The 21,012-nt window shown below is 42.8% G+C and carries 16 protein-coding genes and 2 riboswitches; of the genes, 4 read left to right on the forward strand and 12 right to left on the reverse strand.

All coding sequences use genetic code 11. The annotated features are described in order from the left end of the window. The 3 genes from ACMXYR_RS12600 to aceK all read right to left on the reverse strand — a co-directional run bounded on the left by ACMXYR_RS12600 (position 1) and on the right by aceK (position 5,584). The gene (locus tag ACMXYR_RS12600) at positions 1 to 2,535 is read right to left on the reverse strand and encodes a TRAP transporter permease (protein WP_415903650.1); all 2,535 of its coding nucleotides are present in this window, start codon (positions 2,533 to 2,535) and stop codon (positions 1 to 3) included. A 163-nt stretch (positions 2,536 to 2,698) separates the two neighbouring features. Next, on the reverse strand, positions 2,699 to 3,679 hold the full coding sequence (locus ACMXYR_RS12605) for a TAXI family TRAP transporter solute-binding subunit (RefSeq protein ID WP_415901861.1): 981 nt from the start codon (positions 3,677 to 3,679) through the stop codon (positions 2,699 to 2,701). 222 nt (positions 3,680 to 3,901) lie between these two features. Beyond that, positions 3,902 to 5,584 carry a bifunctional isocitrate dehydrogenase kinase/phosphatase gene (gene aceK / locus ACMXYR_RS12610; protein ID WP_415901862.1) on the reverse strand — a complete coding sequence of 561 codons (1,683 nt, stop codon included), beginning with the start codon at positions 5,582 to 5,584 and terminating at the stop codon, positions 3,902 to 3,904. A 143-nt stretch (positions 5,585 to 5,727) separates the two neighbouring features. On the opposite strand from aceK, the gene pfkA reads away from it, so the two are divergent. Further along, entirely contained in the window at positions 5,728 to 6,735 is a 1,008-nt protein-coding gene (gene pfkA, locus ACMXYR_RS12615; RefSeq protein ID WP_415901863.1) for a 6-phosphofructokinase, read from the forward strand. A gap of 19 nt (positions 6,736 to 6,754) precedes the next feature. Here pfkA and ACMXYR_RS12620 read toward each other — a convergent pair whose 3' ends face one another. Beyond that, positions 6,755 to 7,384 (reverse strand): MBL fold metallo-hydrolase, encoded by a 630-nt coding sequence (locus ACMXYR_RS12620; protein WP_415901864.1) that lies wholly within the window; start codon positions 7,382 to 7,384, stop codon positions 6,755 to 6,757. A gap of 163 nt (positions 7,385 to 7,547) precedes the next feature. Between ACMXYR_RS12620 and ACMXYR_RS12625 the strand changes: the two genes are divergently transcribed. Then, entirely contained in the window at positions 7,548 to 7,808 is a 261-nt protein-coding gene (locus ACMXYR_RS12625) for a DUF5062 family protein (RefSeq protein WP_415885551.1), read from the forward strand. 11 nt (positions 7,809 to 7,819) lie between these two features. Further along, a riboswitch (cyclic di-GMP riboswitch) is annotated at positions 7,820 to 7,894 on the reverse strand. 225 nt (positions 7,895 to 8,119) lie between these two features. Then, positions 8,120 to 8,605, forward strand: coding sequence for a MarR family winged helix-turn-helix transcriptional regulator (locus ACMXYR_RS12630; protein ID WP_415901865.1), 486 nt, complete (start codon positions 8,120 to 8,122; stop codon positions 8,603 to 8,605). Between the two features lie 13 nt (positions 8,606 to 8,618). Here the strand turns inward: ACMXYR_RS12630 and ACMXYR_RS12635 are convergent, their stop codons facing one another. The 8 genes from ACMXYR_RS12635 to mutM all read right to left on the reverse strand — a co-directional run bounded on the left by ACMXYR_RS12635 (position 8,619) and on the right by mutM (position 19,264). Then, positions 8,619 to 11,288, reverse strand: a complete 2,670-nt coding sequence (locus ACMXYR_RS12635; RefSeq protein ID WP_415901866.1) for an EAL domain-containing protein — start codon at positions 11,286 to 11,288, stop codon at positions 8,619 to 8,621. A 271-nt stretch (positions 11,289 to 11,559) separates the two neighbouring features. Further along, positions 11,560 to 11,793 carry a hypothetical protein gene (locus tag ACMXYR_RS12640; protein WP_415901867.1) on the reverse strand — a complete coding sequence of 78 codons (234 nt, stop codon included), beginning with the start codon at positions 11,791 to 11,793 and terminating at the stop codon, positions 11,560 to 11,562. 59 nt (positions 11,794 to 11,852) lie between these two features. Continuing rightward, complete coding sequence (gene thiC, locus ACMXYR_RS12645; protein WP_415901868.1) at positions 11,853 to 13,745, reverse strand: phosphomethylpyrimidine synthase ThiC; 1,893 nt, start codon at positions 13,743 to 13,745, stop codon at positions 11,853 to 11,855. 43 nt (positions 13,746 to 13,788) lie between these two features. After that, positions 13,789 to 14,604 (reverse strand): bifunctional hydroxymethylpyrimidine kinase/phosphomethylpyrimidine kinase, encoded by an 816-nt coding sequence (gene thiD / locus ACMXYR_RS12650; RefSeq protein ID WP_415901869.1) that lies wholly within the window; start codon positions 14,602 to 14,604, stop codon positions 13,789 to 13,791. A gap of 55 nt (positions 14,605 to 14,659) precedes the next feature. After that, positions 14,660 to 14,751: riboswitch (TPP riboswitch) on the reverse strand. 1,087 nt (positions 14,752 to 15,838) lie between these two features. Beyond that, entirely contained in the window at positions 15,839 to 16,876 is a 1,038-nt protein-coding gene (locus ACMXYR_RS12655; protein WP_415901870.1) for an MJ1255/VC2487 family glycosyltransferase, read from the reverse strand. Positions 16,877 to 16,880: 4 nt separating this feature from the next. After that, the gene (locus ACMXYR_RS12660) at positions 16,881 to 17,420 is read right to left on the reverse strand and encodes a phosphatase PAP2 family protein (protein ID WP_415901871.1); all 540 of its coding nucleotides are present in this window, start codon (positions 17,418 to 17,420) and stop codon (positions 16,881 to 16,883) included. Positions 17,421 to 17,506: 86 nt separating this feature from the next. Beyond that, positions 17,507 to 18,439 (reverse strand): alpha/beta hydrolase, encoded by a 933-nt coding sequence (locus tag ACMXYR_RS12665; RefSeq protein ID WP_415889065.1) that lies wholly within the window; start codon positions 18,437 to 18,439, stop codon positions 17,507 to 17,509. A gap of 12 nt (positions 18,440 to 18,451) precedes the next feature. Further along, positions 18,452 to 19,264, reverse strand: coding sequence for a bifunctional DNA-formamidopyrimidine glycosylase/DNA-(apurinic or apyrimidinic site) lyase (gene mutM / locus ACMXYR_RS12670; protein ID WP_415901872.1), 813 nt, complete (start codon positions 19,262 to 19,264; stop codon positions 18,452 to 18,454). 133 nt (positions 19,265 to 19,397) lie between these two features. Between mutM and ACMXYR_RS12675 the strand changes: the two genes are divergently transcribed. After that, positions 19,398 to 20,981: a cation:proton antiporter gene (locus ACMXYR_RS12675; RefSeq protein ID WP_415901873.1), complete on the forward strand. Its 1,584-nt coding sequence runs from the start codon at positions 19,398 to 19,400 to the stop codon at positions 20,979 to 20,981. Positions 20,982 to 21,012 lie beyond the last annotated feature (31 nt).

A 21,012-nucleotide genomic window follows, 5' to 3' on the forward strand; every position in this document is an offset into this window, starting at 1 on the left:
CTAATGTGCTCCTTCTGATTCTCTGCGGCGTTTTTGCATTGTTGCCATAGCAAATAGGAGTAGTAATACAGGAATCCATACCAATTGTTTTGGCGGGCGATCAGCTTCCACTTCAATTGTTTTAATTTCCCAATCAAAATCCAACCCAACTTTTTGAGCATCACTATCGAATGTCACCATATCCACAATGATCTTACCTTCTTCCTCTCTAAGCATCAGACCTGCTGCTTCAATTTTCTCTGCACCAGTTCCTTTTTCAGTTAAAGGCAGCTCGACTGTTTTATTAACAAAGTCACCATCAATGGTTTCACCAGCCACACGCATTCTTAACGGTCTGCCCGCTGGGCTCCCTTCCGCTATCTGCTCTATTTGAACTGGTGATACATTATTAATTGGTGGATAAAACTCATCCCAAACAGCTCCCGGCCTAAACATTAAAAATGCAATCGCTAGCAATAGGATTGTTTCATACCACCGATTCTTAACCATCCAATAACCTTGCGTTGCTGCTGCAAATACCAACATCGCCACCAAAGCACCAAAGATAGTCATCAATAAATGAACAGGACCTTCAATCCCAATCAAAATCAACTCGGTATTGAAGATAAACATAAATGGCAGAACTGCTGTTCGAATATCGTATGTAAAACCTTGAATACCGGTACGAATTGGATCAGAGCGAGCAATTGCTGCTGCAGCAAATGCTGCCAAACCAACCGGCGGCGTATCATCAGCAAGTATCCCGAAATAGAATACAAATAGATGTACTGCAATAAGCGGCACGATCAAGCCATGTTCTGCACCTAGCGTAACAATAACCGGCGCCATCAAGGTTGAAACCACAATATAGTTAGCCGTTGTAGGCAACCCCATCCCCAAAATCAAACTAATGATCGCGGTGAACAACAACATTAAGAAAATACTGCCGCCGGAGATAAACTCAACAAACTCAGTCATTACTAGACCAATACCTGTTAAAGTCACAGTACCAACTACAATACCTGCAGCCGCAGTCGCAACACCAATACCAATCATGTTACGCGCGCCACTTACAAGACCGTTGAGCAAGTCTTCCACACCATGCAGTAGATAATCACCCCACGCCTCAGCCTCTCTAAACGCCGCCTTTAACGGTTTATGCGTCAATACAATAAAGACCATAAACAGGGTAGCCCAGAATGCCGAAAGCCCTGGCGAAAAACGCTCTACAGTTAAGCACCATACAAGCACAACTACCGGCAAAAGATAATACAGGCCCGATTTTACCGTTGACCCCGTTTCAGGAAGTATCACCACATCTGAATTTGGATCATCCATATGAAGATCCGGATAACGTGCTGAATAACCGACTAACCAGATATAGGAGACCAGAATAACCAAACCTGCAATCAGGTAAGACCAGTTCCCCATGTACTCTTTAGTCCATCCCAAACCGTAATACACGGCCATTGATACAACACAAGTCCCCAGAATAATCATTGCCCAAACAGACAATTTTTCTGCCAAGGTAGCTGTATTACGTGTTGGTAAACCTTTCATCCCTGCCTTCAGGGCTTCTAGGTGAACAATGTAGATAAGTGCGATATAAGAAATGAGAGCTGGCAATATGGCATGCTGGATAACCTCTATATAGGAAATACCTACATATTCAACCATCAAGAAGGCGGCAGCCCCCATGATCGGAGGTGTTAACTGCCCATTTGTAGAAGCTGCAACTTCCACCGCCCCCGCTTTATACCCAGGAAAACCAACCCGTTTCATTAGCGGTATTGTAAAAGTACCCGTTGTCACTACATTGGCGATAGACGAACCAGATACCAAACCGCTCAAACCAGAAGAAACAACTGCAGCTTTTGCTGGTCCACCACGCATATGCCCAAGCAATGAAAAGGCTACTTGCGTGAAATAATTACCGGCTCCTGCTTTATCCAATAGCGCACCAAACAGTACAAATAGGAATACAAAACTTGTAGAAACACCAAGTGCTACACCGAACACACCCTCTGAGGTTAACCACTGATGGGACATCGCTTTATTTAAGCTTGCCCCTTTGTGTGCAATGACCTCTGGCATGTAAGGCCCAGCAAATGTATACAGCAGAAAGATACCTGCGACGACCATAAGTGGTGGCCCTAATGCACGACGTGTTGCTTCAAGCAGCAAAACCATACCACTTACAGCAACCACGATATCCATAGTAATTGGCGCACCAGCCCTATCCGCCAATTCACTATGGAAGATCACGAGGTAACTTGCAGCAAACGCAGCCACTAGCGCAAATAACCAATCGTGCCACGGAACAACAGTTCGCGAAGAACGCTTAAATGCAGGAAATGCTGTATACGCCAAAAATACTGCGAAGCTAAGATGGATAGCTCGAGCCTGAGTATCATTAAAGACCCCAAAGTCGAACATGAAAGGTAAAGGCGATGCATACCAAAGCTGGAAAAGAGCCCAGCAAAGCGCTACACCCCACAACAATTTACCAGGCATCCCATCTGGAGCGCGCGCCCCAGAATCTGCCTGAGCCACCATTTCCTGTACTTCCTGGGAAATGCTAGCCGAAGAACTGTTCTGATTATCAGTCACACAACCACCGTTTTAAAACAGCTTGTAATAGTTATATTAAGCTAAACCTGAGTAAAAGCCGTAAAGCAAAACGGGGACATCATGTCCCCGTTGCCTATCAAGCCTACTCTTATAGAAGGCCTGCTTCTTTGTAGTATTTAACTGCACCCGGATGTAGTGGAGCAGATAAACCGTCTTTTACCATCTGTTCTTTCTTAAGATGAGCAAAAGCTGGGTGTAACTTACGGAAAGTATCGAAGTTTTCGAATACAGCTTTCACCACTTCGTAAACCACTTTTTCAGGTACTTTTGCTGAAGATACGAATGTTGCACCTACACCAAACGTTTGTGTATCCGCATCGTTACCACGGTACATACCACCAGGTACTGTTGCTGTACGGTAGTAGCTATTATCTGCAATAAGCTTCTGAACTGCATCGCCATTAACATTTACAAGCGTGCTATCACAAGAAGTTGTTGCTTCTTTTATCGCACCACTTGGGTGACCAACAACGTAAACCATTGCATCGATTTTGTTATCACATAGTGCGCTAGCTTGTTCAGATGCTTTTAACTCAGATGCAAGAGCAAAATCTTTCTTGGTCCAGCCTTTAGCTTCCATCAATACTTCAATAGTGCCACGCTGACCTGAACCTGGGTTACCGATGTTTACACGCTTACCTTTTAGGTCATCAAAAGTTTTGATACCTGAATCAGCACGCGCGACTACAGTGAAAGGCTCTGGGTGGACAGAGAATACTGCGCGTAAATCTTTATTCGCGCCAGTATCTTTGAATTTGCTAGTGCCGTTATATGCATGGAACTGCCAATCAGACTGAGCCACACCCATATCCAATTCGCCGGCACGGATAGTATTCAGGTTGTAAACAGAACCACCTGTAGATTCCACTGAACAGCGGATACCGTGGTCTTTACGGTTTTTATTCACCAAACGACAGATTGCACCACCTGTAGGGTAATAAACGCCGGTTACACCGCCTGTGCCGATAGTGATAAATTCTTGCGCTGACGCTGCTGTCGAACCACCCATGGCAGCCAAACCAACACCCATCGCTAACAAACTAGAAGTAACCGTCTTACGAAATGCCATAACAAACTCCATCTATTATCTTTTTATAATTAGAGCCATACTTCGGGCTCTTTTTTTGCCCATCTTCTTTGATACTAGTATTGCCTATCGAATGTTTCAAAGTTCTGAAACATCAATAAGATAAACTAACATAGGCTGGTGATAGATAACATGCTTACGAATAACGCATCAATATAATCACTTATATCTGTATCACTTCCCTTGATTTTCCTGTTTAGACCACTAAAAACGGTTGATTTCCCTATAGGGATAAACATCAATTAACTCTCCCTTTTTCACCTTAACTTGAACTCTTTCCCAAAACTCAACCGCTAACAAATCTCCATGCAACTGATCAAATATTTCTTTTACACGTCGATCACACGCCGTAAGCATAGAAAATTCTTCTGGAAACACATCATTGTCACCAATGGAATACCAAGGCTCAGCAGCCAACTCTTGTTCTGGGTATAACGGCTCTGGTATTTTTCGGAAGTTACATTCAGTCAAATATAAAATTTCATCATAATCGTAAAAAACAACACGCCCGTGTCGGGTTACACCAAAATTCTTAAACAACATATCCCCAGCGAAAATATTCGAAGCAGCGAGTTCTTTAATCGCCTTACCATATTCATCTATACCGTGAAATAACTGCTCTTGATCTTCATTTTCCAGCGCTTGATCGATATAGATATTTAAAGGCGTCATATACCGCTCAGTCCACAAGTGCTTAATCAATAACTGATCACCTTGCTCCTCAATAGAGCAGCCAGCAACTTTTTTCAGTTCTTCGATAAGCTCTTCAGAAAATTTATTAATCGGGAATAAAAAGTTAGTAAACTCCAACGTATCCGCCATTCGACCAACCCGATCATGACTCTTAACTAACTGATATTTATCAAGAACCACCTGTTTTGTAATTCTTTTAGAATGTGAAAAATTATCTTTAATAACCTTAAATACAACAGGAAAAGATGGCAGCCTAAAAACCGTCATTACCATCCCTTTAACACCTGGCGCTACTTCAAATTGATCATTTGCATCTCCCAAATGGTCAATAAAAGACCGGAAGAATTCCGCCTTACCTTGCTTATAAAAACCTATTGAACTGTAAAGCTCTGCTTTAGATTTCTGTGGGATCAGGGTTTGTAAAAAGTTAACTAACTCGGAAGGAACATCTACATCTACTAGGAAATAGGACCGAGTAAAACTAAATACTGTGGATATATCGCTTGCTTCACTCAATGCCGCATCAAAATAAATACCTTTACCATCATTAAGTATGGGCAACACAAATGGTTCGCTATGCTGTGAAAAGCGGATTCGCCCTACTACATAAGCTGCTTTATTACGAAAAAAAAGACTGCTAACAATATCAATCTCAGCCTTACTACTAGGCAACTGCTTTTGCTCAATCTGCTGCTGAATATAACGAACCAGATGACTAATATCTTGACGTTGATTTCTCCAAGGCACTTGAAAATTCAAATCAGATAATAGGCGACTGAGTAGTTGAACGAGCCCCGATTCAGTAAGCGAATAAGATTTATATACACTCTCGCCTGAAGATAACTCCTTCCCCTCCCGACTGGATCGAATAAAAATATGCCTGCTATCGATATTTCGATGTTTAAACAGACAACAATAAACAGAGTTGTAGAATGTTTCTGCCAATTCAGGATCCGTCCTTTGCCGAATCAACTTAGCGTAATATGGCTTCGCGCTTCCCCAGACCTCTGGTTTGTAAATATCTTCCCCTAAATGCGCTATAGCTTTTGCAGCATCAGATACCATCTGATCATATAACCCCAAACGCTCAGCCGATAATGCTTGCACGCCAATCCAATCAACTAGCTCAAACAACTCTTTCGCAGATTCAGTAATTTCTTGAAACTTAAGTCGATATTCTGCAAAAAAAGCCATTATTTGTGAGGCTAGTCGCTGATGTACTTGATGAGACATGCAATCTCCTAGAACAGAACTTCATATCTACATATTATTGAAATACCTTGGTCATTCAGTTTAGCTAAACTTATTTAAGACAATTAGCCAATTGGTTTGATGATATGTATACCCATACTTCGATCAACACGACTGAAGATAAACCTACCGCAATCGCTGTTTTAACCAGTGGCGGCGACTCCCCTGGAATGAATCCTGCTATCAGAGGGGTAGTCCGATCAGCTCTACATCAAGGCATCAAAGTATACGGTATCCATAAAGGGTATAGCGGCTTAATCATTGGGGACATGTGGAAGATGGACTCTGCTTCTGTAACCAACATAGTGCAGCGCGGAGGCACGCTGCTCAAAAGTGATCGCTGCCAAGCTTTTTTAGATCCAGCGGTTCGGCATCAAGCAGCCGAGGTTCTACTTAAAAAAGGGATTGATAGTCTGGTCGTGATTGGTGGTGATGGTTCGTTAACCGGAGCTCACATGCTAGCCTCGGAAAGCACGATACGTGTTATAGGCCTTCCCGGCACGATCGACAATGATATCTACGGCACCGATGACACCATCGGATTCGATACTGCAGTTAACACTGCTCTTGATGCTATCGATAAAATCCGTGATACGGCACTCTCTCATGAAAGTTTGTTTTTAGTCGAAGTTATGGGTCGAAACTCGGGCTTTATTGCAACTCATGTTGGGATAGCCTGCGGCGCAGAGTTGGTAGTTATCCCTGAGTACGAAGTTAAAGTTGAAGCCATTTCATTTCAACTTGCCAACAACCGGGTTCAAGGCAAAGGGTCTAGCGGGATTATTGTTGTAGCCGAAGGCCCTACTCCTGGCCTTACTTATAATTTGGCCAAACAATTAGAGCAGCATGGGCAACAGCCTAAAGTCTGTATTTTGGGGCATATACAAAGAGGAGGACGCCCAACAGGGCATGATCGAGTCCTTGCTTCCTGCCTTGGAGCAGCAGCTGTGGATTATCTTTGTGGGGGCTATAACGATGTGATGATCGGAATAAAAAACGGAGCCATCACCGAGACTCCGTTACAACATATTATCGACAAAAAGAAACAACTAGATGCTCAACTATTTGAGCATGTGCAACTTCTGCACAAATAACTGTTTTGGTTACCAACAATTATCGAACATAAGGGTTGCTTTGCATCTCTCGACCAAAGGTTGAGCCAGGTCCATGGCCTGGAATAAATTCGACCGACTGACCTAACGGGAACAGTTTTAACTTAATTGAATTAATCAATTCTTGGTGATTTCCTTGTGGAAAATCTGTACGGCCAATAGAACCGTTGAAGAGAACATCCCCCACCAGTGCCATCTCATCTTCTACATGATGGAAGACCACATGCCCTGGAGTATGACCTGGACAATGAATTACGTTTAGTATTGATTCGCCTACCTGAACAGTATCACCATCATCTAACCAGCGATCGGGAGTAAAAGTTTCGCAAGGAGGAAAATTAAACATATTGCACTGCTGTGCCATGCCTTCAATCCAAAATAGATCGCCTTTATGAGGCCCTTCGATTGGTAACTTCTTAGATGCAGCTAGCTCAGCCGTTCCACCAGCATGATCAATATGCGCATGAGTCAAAAGAATTTTCTCTAACTCAACACCCTCTTCCTCTGCTGCTGCTAGAATTCGATCAAGATCACCACCTGGATCAACAACCGCTGCTTTCATGGTTTTTTCACACCAGATAAGAGAACAATTCTGCTGAAATGGAGTAACCGGAATAATTCTGTATTTCATAGGATCGCCAATGGAATTAGATGTTGATAGGCCGCAAGTATATCAGGCCTGAGTTAAAGACAAAGCATTACGCACCAAAGCATTAGAACCACCGCTTGTCTTTTGGGATGTTTAGATTCAAAGTTACAAAATATGTATCTGTAAGGACTTAAAGGAACAGGCTATGAAAAAACATAAGCACGAAGCGGAGCTAGTAAAAGAAGCCCTTAAGATAGGTGCCATCTATTTTGAAAAGCGGGGCGCGGGCCATTTTGAAGCCACTGACAGTGCTTCAAATAAAATCAAAGCGATCTACCGCTTATTGGTGAATGACGGTCTTATTCAAGCCTTAGCAAAGGATCAAGTAACTGAACCCAATATGAAACATAAGCTGGCTTTGTGGGTAGAAAGGCAGTTACCGGAAGGCCATCCGTTGAAAAAATAGAAAATCTCTCTTTCGATAGCCCAGCCATCCACGTGGGATCTGTGACTTTGCGTCCCAGAATTGCTTCTGGTTTGCCTTTATCGAGAGAGGATCTATTCGCTGGAAACAGCTCAACTACCTACAAACCAATAAAATTGGTCGCGATACTATCAAGCTTAAGAGTAATAGTAGCAGCATTATCTGGTATTACTAAATATGTATTTGGAATTATGCACAAACAAACGCTCATTAATGTGCTTTTTCTTTGCTATTCCGGCGGATTCAGGCTTACTATTTAGGTTACGTATATTGATATCAAGGCTTACAATTCAATGAGTTCACAACAATCAGAGCTAACTTCAAACAATAAAACAGATTTCTTAGATTGTTTAAGATTAATAGAACGGTTACACCGTAGAATCCTTGATATTCTTAAATATCGTCTCGAAGCGTTAGGTTATACCGATATCAACAGCGTTCAAGCCCTACTCCTTCACAATATTGCTGATCGTGAAATGACCGCAAGTGAGCTAAAAACTCGAGGCTATTATCTTGGCTCTAATGTGTCATATAACTTAAAAAAAATGGTTGGCAATGGTTACATCAATCAAGAACGCTCGGAGCATGACCTTCGCTCTGTACGCATTAAACTCAGCCAAAAAGGTTTAGCTATCCACAATCTAATCGCGGAACTATTTGACCAACAATTGGAAGAGATCAGTGCAGAACGCCTAATGGAAGAAAGCGACATGTCGACTCTTAGGTCTAATCTTCGACAATTAGAGCGCTTTTGGGATCAGCAGATGAATACTTACTAAACCTTCCGCAGGCTTAACAAGCTAAGCGTTTTTTAGCGCAAGCAGTTTCAAAATCATCCACAGGTAGAGGTTTACCAAAGAAATAACCTTGATAATCAGTACAACCATGCTCTGCTAAGAACATACACTGCGCTTCGGTTTCGACACCTTCTGCAATCACGTTTAATCCAAGGTTATGACCCATTGCAATAATGGCTTGGACAATTTCAGCATCATCTTTATCTTCAATGACATCACGAATAAAGGAACGGTCAATTTTAATTTGATCAAGTGGCAAACGCTTCAGATGCAATAAAGAAGAATAACCTGTCCCAAAATCATCTAAAGAAAAGCGAATACCTAACTTACGTATCTGATGCATTTTATCAATCGTATCTTCGATATCTTGTAAAACAAGGCTCTCCGTTAACTCCAATTTCAATAGATCAGGCTGAATGTCATAGCGGTTTATACAATCAGCTACTTCAGCGACGTAGTGCTCCTGCATAAACTGACGTGCGCTCACATTTACCGCAATGCTCAAGCTTGGCATATTCGGGTCAGATTGCCATTTTTTAAGTTGTTGGCAGGCCTGAGATAATATCCAGTCCCCTATCGGCACTATTAGGCCCGTATCTTCAGCAAGAGGTATAAATTCTGCTGGCGATACTAAGCCCCTCTCTGGATGGAACCAACGCACTAACGCCTCCGCGCCGACTAACTCATCTTTGCGATACTGTGCCTGATAGTGCAGTTCTAATTCCTTACCTGATAAAGCCTTACGCAAATCTGACTCAAGTGCAGCCATGCTGCAGAGCGTTTTTTCTGCTTCCGGGTCGTAAAATTTATAAGTATTTTTTCCTGATTCTTTTGCCTGATACATCGCCATATCAGAACGTTTCATCACACTATCTACAACATCATCACTATCAAACAGCGTTACACCTACACTACAAGCCGTATGGTATTGAACTCCATCAAGGGACACTTGCTGTTGGACCGCAACAATTAACTTTTCAACAATGTCACTAACTTGAGTTAAGGCGATACTTTCTTCTACACCCAAATTTTCTAATACAATAATAAATTCATCGCCACCTAAACGAGCGACCATATCCGCATTACGAACACAAGTACTAAGCCTGTTCGCAACCTCGATCAACAACAGATCACCTTGATCATGACCTTGGGTATCATTTAAATTTTTAAAATTATCCAGATCAATAAATAAAACTGCACCAAACTGACTTGTTAGATAACAAGATTGAATAGCACAGCTCAGGCGCTCTTGCAGTGAACGACGATTAGGTAAGCCGGTAAGGACATCATAAAAAGCAAGTTTGTGGATATTTGCCTCATCCTTTTTACGTTGAGTAATGTCAGTAAAGGCCCCCACATAGTTGGTAATCTCACCACCATCCCCTTGTACAGCTGTAATCGTCAGATACTGTGGATAAATTTCTCCTGACTTACGCTTATTCCATATCTCACCCTGCCAATACTTTTCAGCCTGTAACCGTGTCATCATCTCTTTATAAAAAGATTTACCATGCTGGCCTGATTGCAAAATAGCCGGATTTTCCCCAATCACCTCTTCAGGCTCATACCCGGTCACTCGTGTAAAAGCACTATTCACTCGTAAAATAGCGTGGTCTGAATCGGTAATTAACATCCCCTCTTGAGAATCAAAAGCCGTGGCTGCTATATGCAGCTCTTTTTCTACGCGTTTACGATCAGTTATATCTCGAGAAAGAACAATAAAGTGAGGAAGATCATAATCACGACCTTCTTTGAGCGAGACAGACAGCTCAAACACCCTTTCCCCTTGTTTAAGCGGCAAACGTATTTGGTGACCTCTCGATAGCCCTTGCTTCTTTGCTTCACCAAGCGCCTCAACCACAGTAGTTGCCGCGTCAAAAGGCATTACATCAAATACCGTTTTACCGATTAACTGAGCTTCAGGCGCTATCAATTCATCTTTTTTAGCACTATGACAAGCGTAGTAACGCCCCTGACTATCCATTTCAAATAACAGGTCGGGAATCGCCGCAAAAATAGCTTCTAATTTTTGCCGGGAAAGATCACTTTCATATTCACTCTGTTTCAGCGCTAACTCAGCTTTACGGCGTTCTATCTGATGCGTTAATAAAATCCCTAGCAATACCGTCACTATAGGGAACATCAGCATAATCGGTAATGCTAACTCGCTCAGTAACAGATCCACCGTCGAAAACGGAAGAACCAGCAGTGAAAACAACATCATGATGTGGACAACTACGCCCAACAAATACAACTGCCACCAAGCGACCGCTCTACTCTCATTCAAGTTCACCCGCCAATAGTGGCACAACAACCCTAGGCCTGAAGAACTGACAATAATGAGAAATCCAGCAAAGATGCCTTGTCCACCTTCGAACAATCGAAAAGCAACGGTAATCACTACAGCAATAACTGTGGGGATAAAACCAAAAAATAAGCCGGTTACAGAGAGGAGAATGGAGCGCGCATCAATCAACACACCACTCACAATAGAAAGCGGCATCGACATAATTGCGATCCCGATTACACCTATTAGAATTCCACTAATAACTTTCTTAAGAACAGATAACCGTTTGTGCTCAAAAGAAAAAATATCATACAACGCCCCCATCGCTAGCAACAAAGCAACGTTATTGATCAATGGAATAAAAATACCGTCATTCATCAGTCAAAAGAACCGACCAGACAGTTTGCATTCTTTACCCCAAAATGCGTAAAACGATTAAACATAGAGCGAAATCACATTATTAATGGTAAACGGGATAAATGCTAACCACTAGAAAACGTATACGCCATAGGATATTTGGGGAGAACGGCCTGCAATTATTGATATACATCAAGAAAATTAGCATCAAAATTTTAGGCCGTGCGATATAGGTAAAACTAGGCATTACAAACCTGCTTGTCACCTAGTTTGATAAGAATTGACATCAATTCTATTTTTTAGATTTTTTCTCTTCCTGTGCCTTAGAATACTCTTCATCTAACTTCCCATATTGGCGCTGATATGCCTCCGGGTCAGAACGCCATAATCGATACAGTTTACGATCATTCGCTGCCATGGGCGGTGGGTTTTCGCGAGATCGACGAATCGCATTTAAGGTGACAGGAATAAAAGCAAACAGAACTAATAATCCCACCAACAGATATTTAAGTAGTTCATCACTCATCAGTGATTCCTCTATATACAAAAAAAGCCGCACGCGCGGCTTTTTTATAAACTCAGTGACTAGACCTTATGATAGATCTCAGCACCTGTTTCTTTAAACTCAGCTGATTTTTCCTGCATCCCTTGATCAGCTTTCGCATTAATTGCTGCTACTTCCTCATCGTCCAACTCACGAACCTCTTGCGAGATTTTCATAGAGCAGAATTTAGGTCCACACATAGAGCAGAAATGCGCCACTTTTGCAGATTCTTTTGGAAGAGTTTCATCATGGTAAGCACGCGCCGTATCTGGGTCCAAACCAATATTAAACTGGTCTTCCCAACGGAATTCGAAGCGAGCTTTAGACATCGCATTATCACGAATCTGAGCGCCTGGATGGCCTTTCGCTAAATCGGCAGCATGAGCAGCAATCTTATATGTGATGATACCTTCTTTTACATCAGCCTTGTTTGGTAGACCAAGATGTTCTTTAGGCGTCACATAACATAGCATGGCACATCCGTACCAACCGATCATCGCAGCACCAATACCCGATGTGATGTGGTCGTAACCTGGTGCAATATCGGTCGTCAATGGACCCAGTGTGTAGAAAGGTGCTTCGTGACACTCTTTCAACTGCTTATCCATATTCTCTTTGATCATATGCATAGGTACGTGACCTGGGCCTTCGATCATTACCTGAACATCATACTCCCAAGCGATCTTAGTAAGTTCGCCTAAGGTTTCTAACTCTGCAAATTGCGCTTCATCGTTCGCATCATAAACTGAACCTGGACGTAGACCATCTCCCAAAGAGAAGGACACATCGTATGCCTGACAAATTTCACAGATCTCACGGAAGTGCGTGTATAAGAAGTTTTCTTCGTGATGCGCCAAACACCACTTCGCCATAATAGAGCCACCGCGAGATACGATACCAGTCATACGCTTAGCAGTCATAGGTACATAGCGTAGTAGTACGCCCGCATGGATCGTGAAGTAATCCACACCCTGCTCTGCTTGTTCAATTAGCGTATCTTTAAATACTTCCCAGTTTAGGTCTTCAGCTACGCCATTAACTTTTTCAAGCGCCTGATAGATTGGTACCGTACCAATTGGGACTGGCGAGTTACGCATGATCCACTCTCGTGTTTCATGAATATTCTTACCAGTGGACAGATCCATGATGGTATCTGCACCCCAACGTGTGCCCCAGGTCATTTTCTCTACCTCTTCTTCGATAGAAGAAGTTACAGCAGAGTTACCAATGTTACCGTTGATTTTAACTAAGAAGTTACGACCGATAATCATCGGTTCAACTTCAGGGTGGTTAATATTAGCAGGGATAATCGCACGGCCTTCAGCTACTTCCTGACGTACAAATTCAGGCGTAATCTCTTCTGGAAGGTTGGCACCAAAATTAAAACCAGGGTGCTGTTCAGCAACCACATTACCTTCCGCTTTTGCTTTCGCTAACTTCATGTTTTCGCGAATAGCAATGTATTCCATTTCCGGAGTAATAATGCCTTTACGAGCATAGTGTAGTTGCGTCACATTTTTACCCGCTTGGGCGCGGCGCGGCTTACGCGTTAGTTCAAAGCGCAGTTCATCTAGGCGCAGATCAGCTTCACGCACACGACCATATTCAGAAGTCAGTTTGTCCAACTGCTCAGTATCTTCACGCTCTAGAATCCAAGCCTCACGAACAGGCTGTAAACCTTTACGCACATCGATAGATACTTCTGGATCGGTGTATGGGCCTGATGTGTCGTAAACATAAAGTGGATCATTCTTCTCACCACCAAAACCTGTTGGTGTGTCATCTAAGCTAATTTCGCGCATTGGAACACGAATATCAGGTCTAGAACCTTCAACATAAACTTTACGTGATTTTGGAAACGGCTGTACAGAATCTGTATCCACCTTCGCCGTCTGGCTCAATGCCTGATTTTGCTCTGAATTATTATCTACCATCGTTCAACCTGTTCTTATATTGCTTTCATCAGCGTCGATACAACTACGACCAATACGCATGAAAATGATTAACTGGGCCATGACCTGCACCCACGTTCAGTTTGTCCGCCCCTCGCAAAGCAGATGTAATATAGTCTTTAGCCAATCTAACCGCCGTTGCAGGCGACTCCCCTTTGGCTAGGTAAGCGGTAATAGCCGCTGCCAATGTGCACCCTGTACCATGGGTGTTTTTTGTATTTACCCGAGGACTAAGGAACTCGATGAACTCCTGCCCATCATAGTAAATGTCCGGACACTCTTCACCCTGCAAATGGCCGCCTTTCAACAGCACCTGCTTAGCACCTAACTCCAGCAATCCAGCAGCCATATCAGCCATATCCATGCGATCTTTAGGTTCAGATTGTCCTAGCATCGCAGCAGCTTCTGGCAAATTTGGAGTAATTATGTCCGCTATAGGAATCAAGTGTTTAACTAGACAATCAATGCCATCATCGCTCAGAAGCTTGCTCCCACTAGTCGATACCATCACAGGATCAATAACCAGCGAAACATTTTTACTTTTCAAAAACGACGCAACAGTCAAAACCATGTCGGTATTACCCAACATCCCCGTCTTAACTGCATTGATTTCAATATCATCAAATACGGCATCTAACTGCTGTAATAAAAATTCAGCCGAAACAGGATAGATACTTTTAACTGACTGAGTATTTTGTGCAGTTAAAACGGTAATAGCAGATGCGCCGTAAGCTCCTATTGCTGAGAACGTTTTTAAATCTGCTTGAATACCAGCACCACCACCGGAATCAGACCCAGCAATGGTAAGCACATTAGGGATAGCGGAAGAGGTATTAGCCATCATAACCCCTTACAACAGGAGCTAAATAAGCCAAAGTTAAAATACATAAATTCATAGAAATGAAATCTCGATTTCCTACGCCGGAACAAACCGGATCAGGTTCAACGGGTTTACTCTCAGCCCCACAGGGCACCCCGACCAAGACAAAATCCAAGTTTAAAGACTCACCTGTATTCTGTCCAGAAAAGCACCTGAAACTCCTTCATCTAGGCAAGAATCAGAGAAAAAAAACCTAAAATAAGAAAAATTAGGAATTTTTCTTATTTTTTTTACCTTATATACGTCCATAATGAGTGACATGGATCTCCTGTTCATGGAAAGAATACAAGGAAGGCCTCGATAAGCGGAACGGATGGCATGATGCCCTAGGACAAAGACCGCAAGGATTATGGAAGCCAAAGAAAAGGGCGCCTCAATGGAAGAGGCGCCCTTTTCGTATCTACCCTACACAAAACAAGTATTTGTCCCATCCAATACAGAACTCTTTAAATTAAGAATTTTTCTTATTTCTTTTGCCATATTTCCAGCCATACTTGATGACATGGATCTCCTGTTCACGGAAAGAATACAAGGAAGGCCTCGAACAGCGGAATGGATGGCATTGATGCCCTAGGACAAAGACCGCAAGGATTATGGAAGCCATAGAAAAGGGCGCCTCAATGGATGAGGCGCCCTTTTTGTTTATAAACACTTATCCCGCTACTCATATGATTCCTGCGACCCGGGAATTATTCCCGCAATTCTCGGGACGGTAGAAATTAAGAATAATTCTTATTTTTTTTTACGTATTTCCAGCCATAATTAGCTTCATGGATCTCCTGTTCACGGAATGAATATAAAGGAAGGCCTCGATAAGCGGAAAGGATGGCATGATGCCCTAGGACAAAGACCGCAAGGATTATGGAGCCAAAGAAAAGGGCGCCTCATGGATGAGGCGCCCTTTTTGTTTATTTAGTGACCATTCCTGCGGGCATATTGCCCGAGTTAGACCTGACAAATGAAATTAAGAATTTTTCTTATTTCCTTTCCGGTAGCAGAAGGCATAATTAGAAATGTGGATCTCCTGTTCATGGAACGAATACAAAGGACGGCCTCGATAAGCGGAAAGGATGGCATTGATGCCCTAGGACAAAGACCGCAAGGATTAAGGAAGCCAGCAAGGGGGTTGCTTCACGGAAGGAGCAGCCCCTTATTTTTTAACCTACAAATATTCCAGCTCTAGCCTCTCAATACCTTATGCTGTTACGTAACTCGATTTTGCTAACCATGCTTCTTCAATTAGATTCTTAATAGATACATTACAACCCGCTTTAATCCATTTAGCTAACGGAGTCGCAACATCAGGAATGTAGAATGGTTCTGGTTGTGGTGATTCAAGCCAAGCTCCTATCTTTTGACAGTCTAAAGCGGCCACAACTCTACCTAAACCAAGGATTTCCAATACCTCAGCATTGGACTCTTGCTCAGCCTGACCTTTTTGCGGCAAGGTCATTATCTTTTTTCCATATTGCAAAGCTTCACTTAACAAGCCAAAACCTGAGTTACAAATCACCCCTTCACAATCAGATAGATCTTGCTGAAAACCCATTCGCGAAAAAGGCCTGATATGGCAGTTTCCTTGATCCAAGGGCTGGTCAACTAAAGAATAGATAAAGAAGTGAGCCTGACTGCATTGTTTAAAGATAGGCATCATGGTCTCTAGATCATCATGAGGCAGGTAGACCACCACTTTATTCTCAATAAGGCTTGGACTAAACAAAGGCTTTTGAATTAGTGGTGGGCAGATATCTTGATCAAAACGATCCCAATGCAACCCGATAGGTATGTCAGCTGGGGCAAATGACTTTACTTGGGCCTTGAGCAAAGGCCCTGATTTCTTATCGGGTAAGTCATGCAAAAAAGCATATTGATGAGCAATACCTACACTGTTGACGCCTTTTAACTTCGCCGCCCACGCAGTTACCGGTTCGAAATCAGTGATCACAAGGTCATATCCCGTAAGGTCGAGCGCTCTAATATCTCTCAACAGTTGAAAAACATTATTTTTCGTAAATGTTTTCCAATGATCAACCTTACTTCCTTGCATATAAAAGGTTAAACCTCTTCGGCATTGGTAATCACCAAAGGGCTCCATATTAAATAACTTCTCAGGCTCTCGACCACTAAACAGATAATCAACTTCGCCCCCCTCCTTCTCCAAAGCAGGCGCCATCACGCGTGCGCGAGTGATATGGCCATTCCCGGTAGCTTGCACACCGTAAAGAATACGCATCAGTTCATACCATCATAGATAAGAAAGGAAGAAGCGAAATCGCAATAGCTGCAGAGCTTAAGCCCAGCACAGCACCCGCTAAAATATCTGTTGGATAGTGAACACCAAGAAGAACCCGAGACATACCTATAGCAACAGCTAAAACATAGGATACAGCCGAAAATTCAGGATAAAAGTGTGCGACTAGGGCAGCAAATACAAACGCAGCCGCAGAGTGGCCAGATGGGAAGCTAAATTTATCGGAAGGGACTATATAAGCTTCAAAAGGCAACGAATCACAAGGCCGGTCACGCTTTATAGTATTTTTAAGGATAAGGTAGAGTGGCAGTTCTATGGCATAAGCAAATAAACCCACCAGCAAAAACAAAAGCCCAAACTGTTGCTCAAAAAGAGCAAGAGCAAAACCAATGAATAGGTATAAAACACCGTCACCCAATCGAGAAACTTGCCGACTTACCGAAGCAATTTGAGCCGCTTTAGGAAGGCCCAAACACCAATTAAAAGTGAGTAAATCAAATGCTGTTACTAATCGAATAGCACTCATTGTCAGTATCTCCCAATACTTTCATCATGCTTTTAGATGATGGAAGTACTAGGTGACAGCTCAATGAATACTTTTTGACAGTTCAATTACAAAACGGCAGCAGCCATCTCTTTAGAAAATTCCTGCTCAAACCATTGCGCAGCCATGGTCACAACTAGGTCAGGCTGCAATAAAGGCACCATATGACCTTGGCGCTTCATTACCAACAACTCCATGGGCTGCTCACAATAATTCATCACTCGCTGAGAATAACTCACGGGTAATACCTCATCTTTATCTCCATGCAAAATAGCAGCAGAGAAACGATGCACCCTATTTACAATATTACAACGATGATTAAACAGGCTAGATAAAGTTTTAAGAGGGTAATCAAATACAATTAATGGATCATTATTAATTGCAGCACCTGCCGGATGTCCCTTTAACAGCTGCTCAAAATCAACGAAAGATTTTAGTGGAACTTTATACCCTGGAAGCATCAAGGAAGATGCCCATGTCCAGTTCCAGCCCATTCTATAGGTTAAATCAGGAGCTAAATCAGGCACCAACAACGTCCCGCACAGGACTGTAGATAGGCGCTCATCCTTTTCAGCTGCAGCAACAGCAAGCAATGCACCTATTGAATATCCGTAAACACCAAATGGGCCCTTAAATCGCTGCTGTAATACATCTAAAACGTCCGATACAGCATTACACATCTCATCTACAGTGTAATGACCTCGAGAGCCGCCTGAGTAGCCATGTCCAAGAGGATCAACACCAATAACATTAAACCCTTGCTGAGATAGCTTACACAGTAGTTCTGCATAGAGTTCACAGTACGTACCGATTCCCGGCAAAAAGATAATTGTTGGTGCATCTGGCGCGTATTCATATAACTCACAATGAACTGCACTTTCACCAACACAAAAAGCAGTACGATGCTTTAAAAACTGCTCTAAGTTAAGCTTGTCACGCAAATCAACACGTAAACTACAACCTTCTTGGGACAAAATAGGCGGTCTGATTTGAACACTCATAATCAACTCAACTTATCGCTGGCAGTGTTTACAAAACACTGTGGAGCGCTGCCCCAAGCGTACTTCTGTTAATGGAGCCATACACTGTACACAAGGCTCCCCTTTTCGCCCATAAACATTGAGCTTTTGCTTAAAGTAGCCCGGTTTACCATCGCCACCTACAAAATCTTTCAGCGTTGTACCGCCTTGTTCAATCGCAGCAGCCAACACTTTTTTAATATTCTCAACTAAACAGGCTAAGCGTTCATAAGAGATATTACCGGCTGCTCGCCTCGGATCTATACCTGACAGAAAGAGCGCTTCGGTGGCATAGATATTCCCAACCCCAACCACGACTTTACTATCCATAATCACTTGTTTGATAGCCGCTTTACGTCCAGCGCAGATTGCATGAAGATGCTTAGCATCAAAGTGCTCACAAAGTGGCTCTGGACCTAACTTATATAGCAGTTCATGGTGTTCATTAAGAGGCTGCCACAAAACAGAGCCAAAGCGACGCGGATCTGTCAGCCTCAAAGCTTTGCCATTCCCGAAACAGAAATCCACATGGTCATGTTTAAGCACGGGTTCATCTTGCTCAACAATTCTTAAGCTACCTGACATCCCAAGATGCACCATCACTTCACCGGTAGATATTTTAAGAAGAATATATTTTCCGCGGCGACCAACAGATTCGATCACCTGTCCTTCGACCTCATCAGCAAGAAAATCAGGAATAGGCCAACGAAGATTAGGATTGCGAATCAACAAGCGGGTTACTTTCTGCTGATTAACATGAGGGCTAATGCCTCTACAGGTCGTTTCTACTTCTGGCAATTCAGGCATGAATTTCAACTGTAATACAACATTGAAATCTTAGACTAACATAAAATCAATGAATTAAGGGCCTATCTCAATGCCGACGTTAGTCAAGCTATGCTACATTCTAGGTCTAATTTAGTAAGGTGATTTGTACTCAATGGATTTTATCTGGATCTTATTTGCATTCGTCTGCGGTTATACACTGCGATTGATTGAGATGCCCCCTCTTATAGGGTACCTATTTGCAGGCTTCTTCCTGCATTTTATTGGTGTTGAACCAGTAGATAGCTTACAAACCTTGGCTGACTTGGGTATCACTTTGATGCTTTTCACCATCGGCCTTAAGTTAAATGTAAAAGACCTATTAAAAACAGAAGTATGGGCCAGTACTCTGTCCCATATGACGCTCTGGACACTTTTAGCCGGTTCCGCTTTTTTACTGCTCGCAACCCTATCCATTCCGTACTTTTCAGATCTAGATCTTAAATCTGCCGCATTGATAGGGTTCGCCCTTAGCTTCAGCAGTACCGTATGTATCGTGAAGCTTTTAGAAGAAAGCGGCGAGATGAAAACCCGACATGGTCAACTCGCCATTGGCGTCTTGGTTATGCAAGATATTGTAGCCGTTCTGTTCCTTGTCGCTGCCACCGGGAAGATTCCATCGATATGGGCCCTAGGCCTGTTCGGTTTAGTCTTCATTCGCCCTCTACTTAATCATTTGCTGATGCGTGCAGGTCACGGTGAGTTGCTACCCTTGGCTGGTTTTTTCCTAGCACTAGGCGGTTATGAACTCTTTTCCCTAGTAGGCGTAAAAGGTGATTTAGGTGCACTTGTATTTGGCATGTTACTGAGCACTCACCCTAAAGCCGGCGAATTAACCAAGTCCCTCTTAAGTTTTAAAGATCTTTTCCTGATTGGCTTCTTCCTATCCATCGGCTTCACCGCTTTACCAGATTGGTCAATGCTAGGCATGGCTGCCATCCTTGCGGTTCTAATTCCATTGAAATACATCATGTTCTTTGGAATTTTCACGCGCTTGAATCTGCGCGGTCGTACCTCGTATCTATGCGCCTTAGCATTGAGTAATTTCAGTGAATTCGGGCTTATAGTAGCTTACCTATGCGTTGATAGTGGATGGCTAAGTAAAGAGTGGCTAGTCATTTTAGCTCTTGCTGTTTCACTCTCATTTATCCTAACCAGTGTGGTCTACCGTTCTGCGCACTCCTTTTATTTACGCCATAAAGAGAAGATCAAAAGTTACGAATCAGGCACACCACTTCCAAGCGATATCTTCGTTCAGCCGAAAGACTCTGAAATTTTAGTAATCGGACTTGGTCGTGTAGGAAAAGGCGCTTTCAATGCATTACACAGCATTGTTGGGGATAAAGTTTGGGGAATGGATGCAGACCGCAATCGTATTCAGAAATTCCAAAACAAAGGATTACACGTCTTCTATGGTGATGGTGAGGATGCCGATCTTTGGTGCAATATGGATGTCAAAAACATCAAACTAGTATTACTTGCACTGCCTTCGATAGAGGATAGCCTTAACATTGCTGAACAGCTGCACAGCGCTAACTACCCTGGGGAGATTGCAGCAATTGCCCGCTTCCCAGATGAACATAAACAACTCGTTGATGGCGGCATTCATACTGTTTTCAACTTCTATACAGAAGCAGGCTTCGGTTTCGCTGAAGAGAGTTTACAATTAATAAACCATCCGAAAGCAGCCGCAGATTAATCTGCGGCTGCTAAATAGCAGACAATAAAAA

Source organism: Neptuniibacter sp. QD29_5 (genome assembly GCF_047778125.1).
GTDB lineage: Bacteria > Pseudomonadota > Gammaproteobacteria > Pseudomonadales > Balneatricaceae > Neptuniibacter.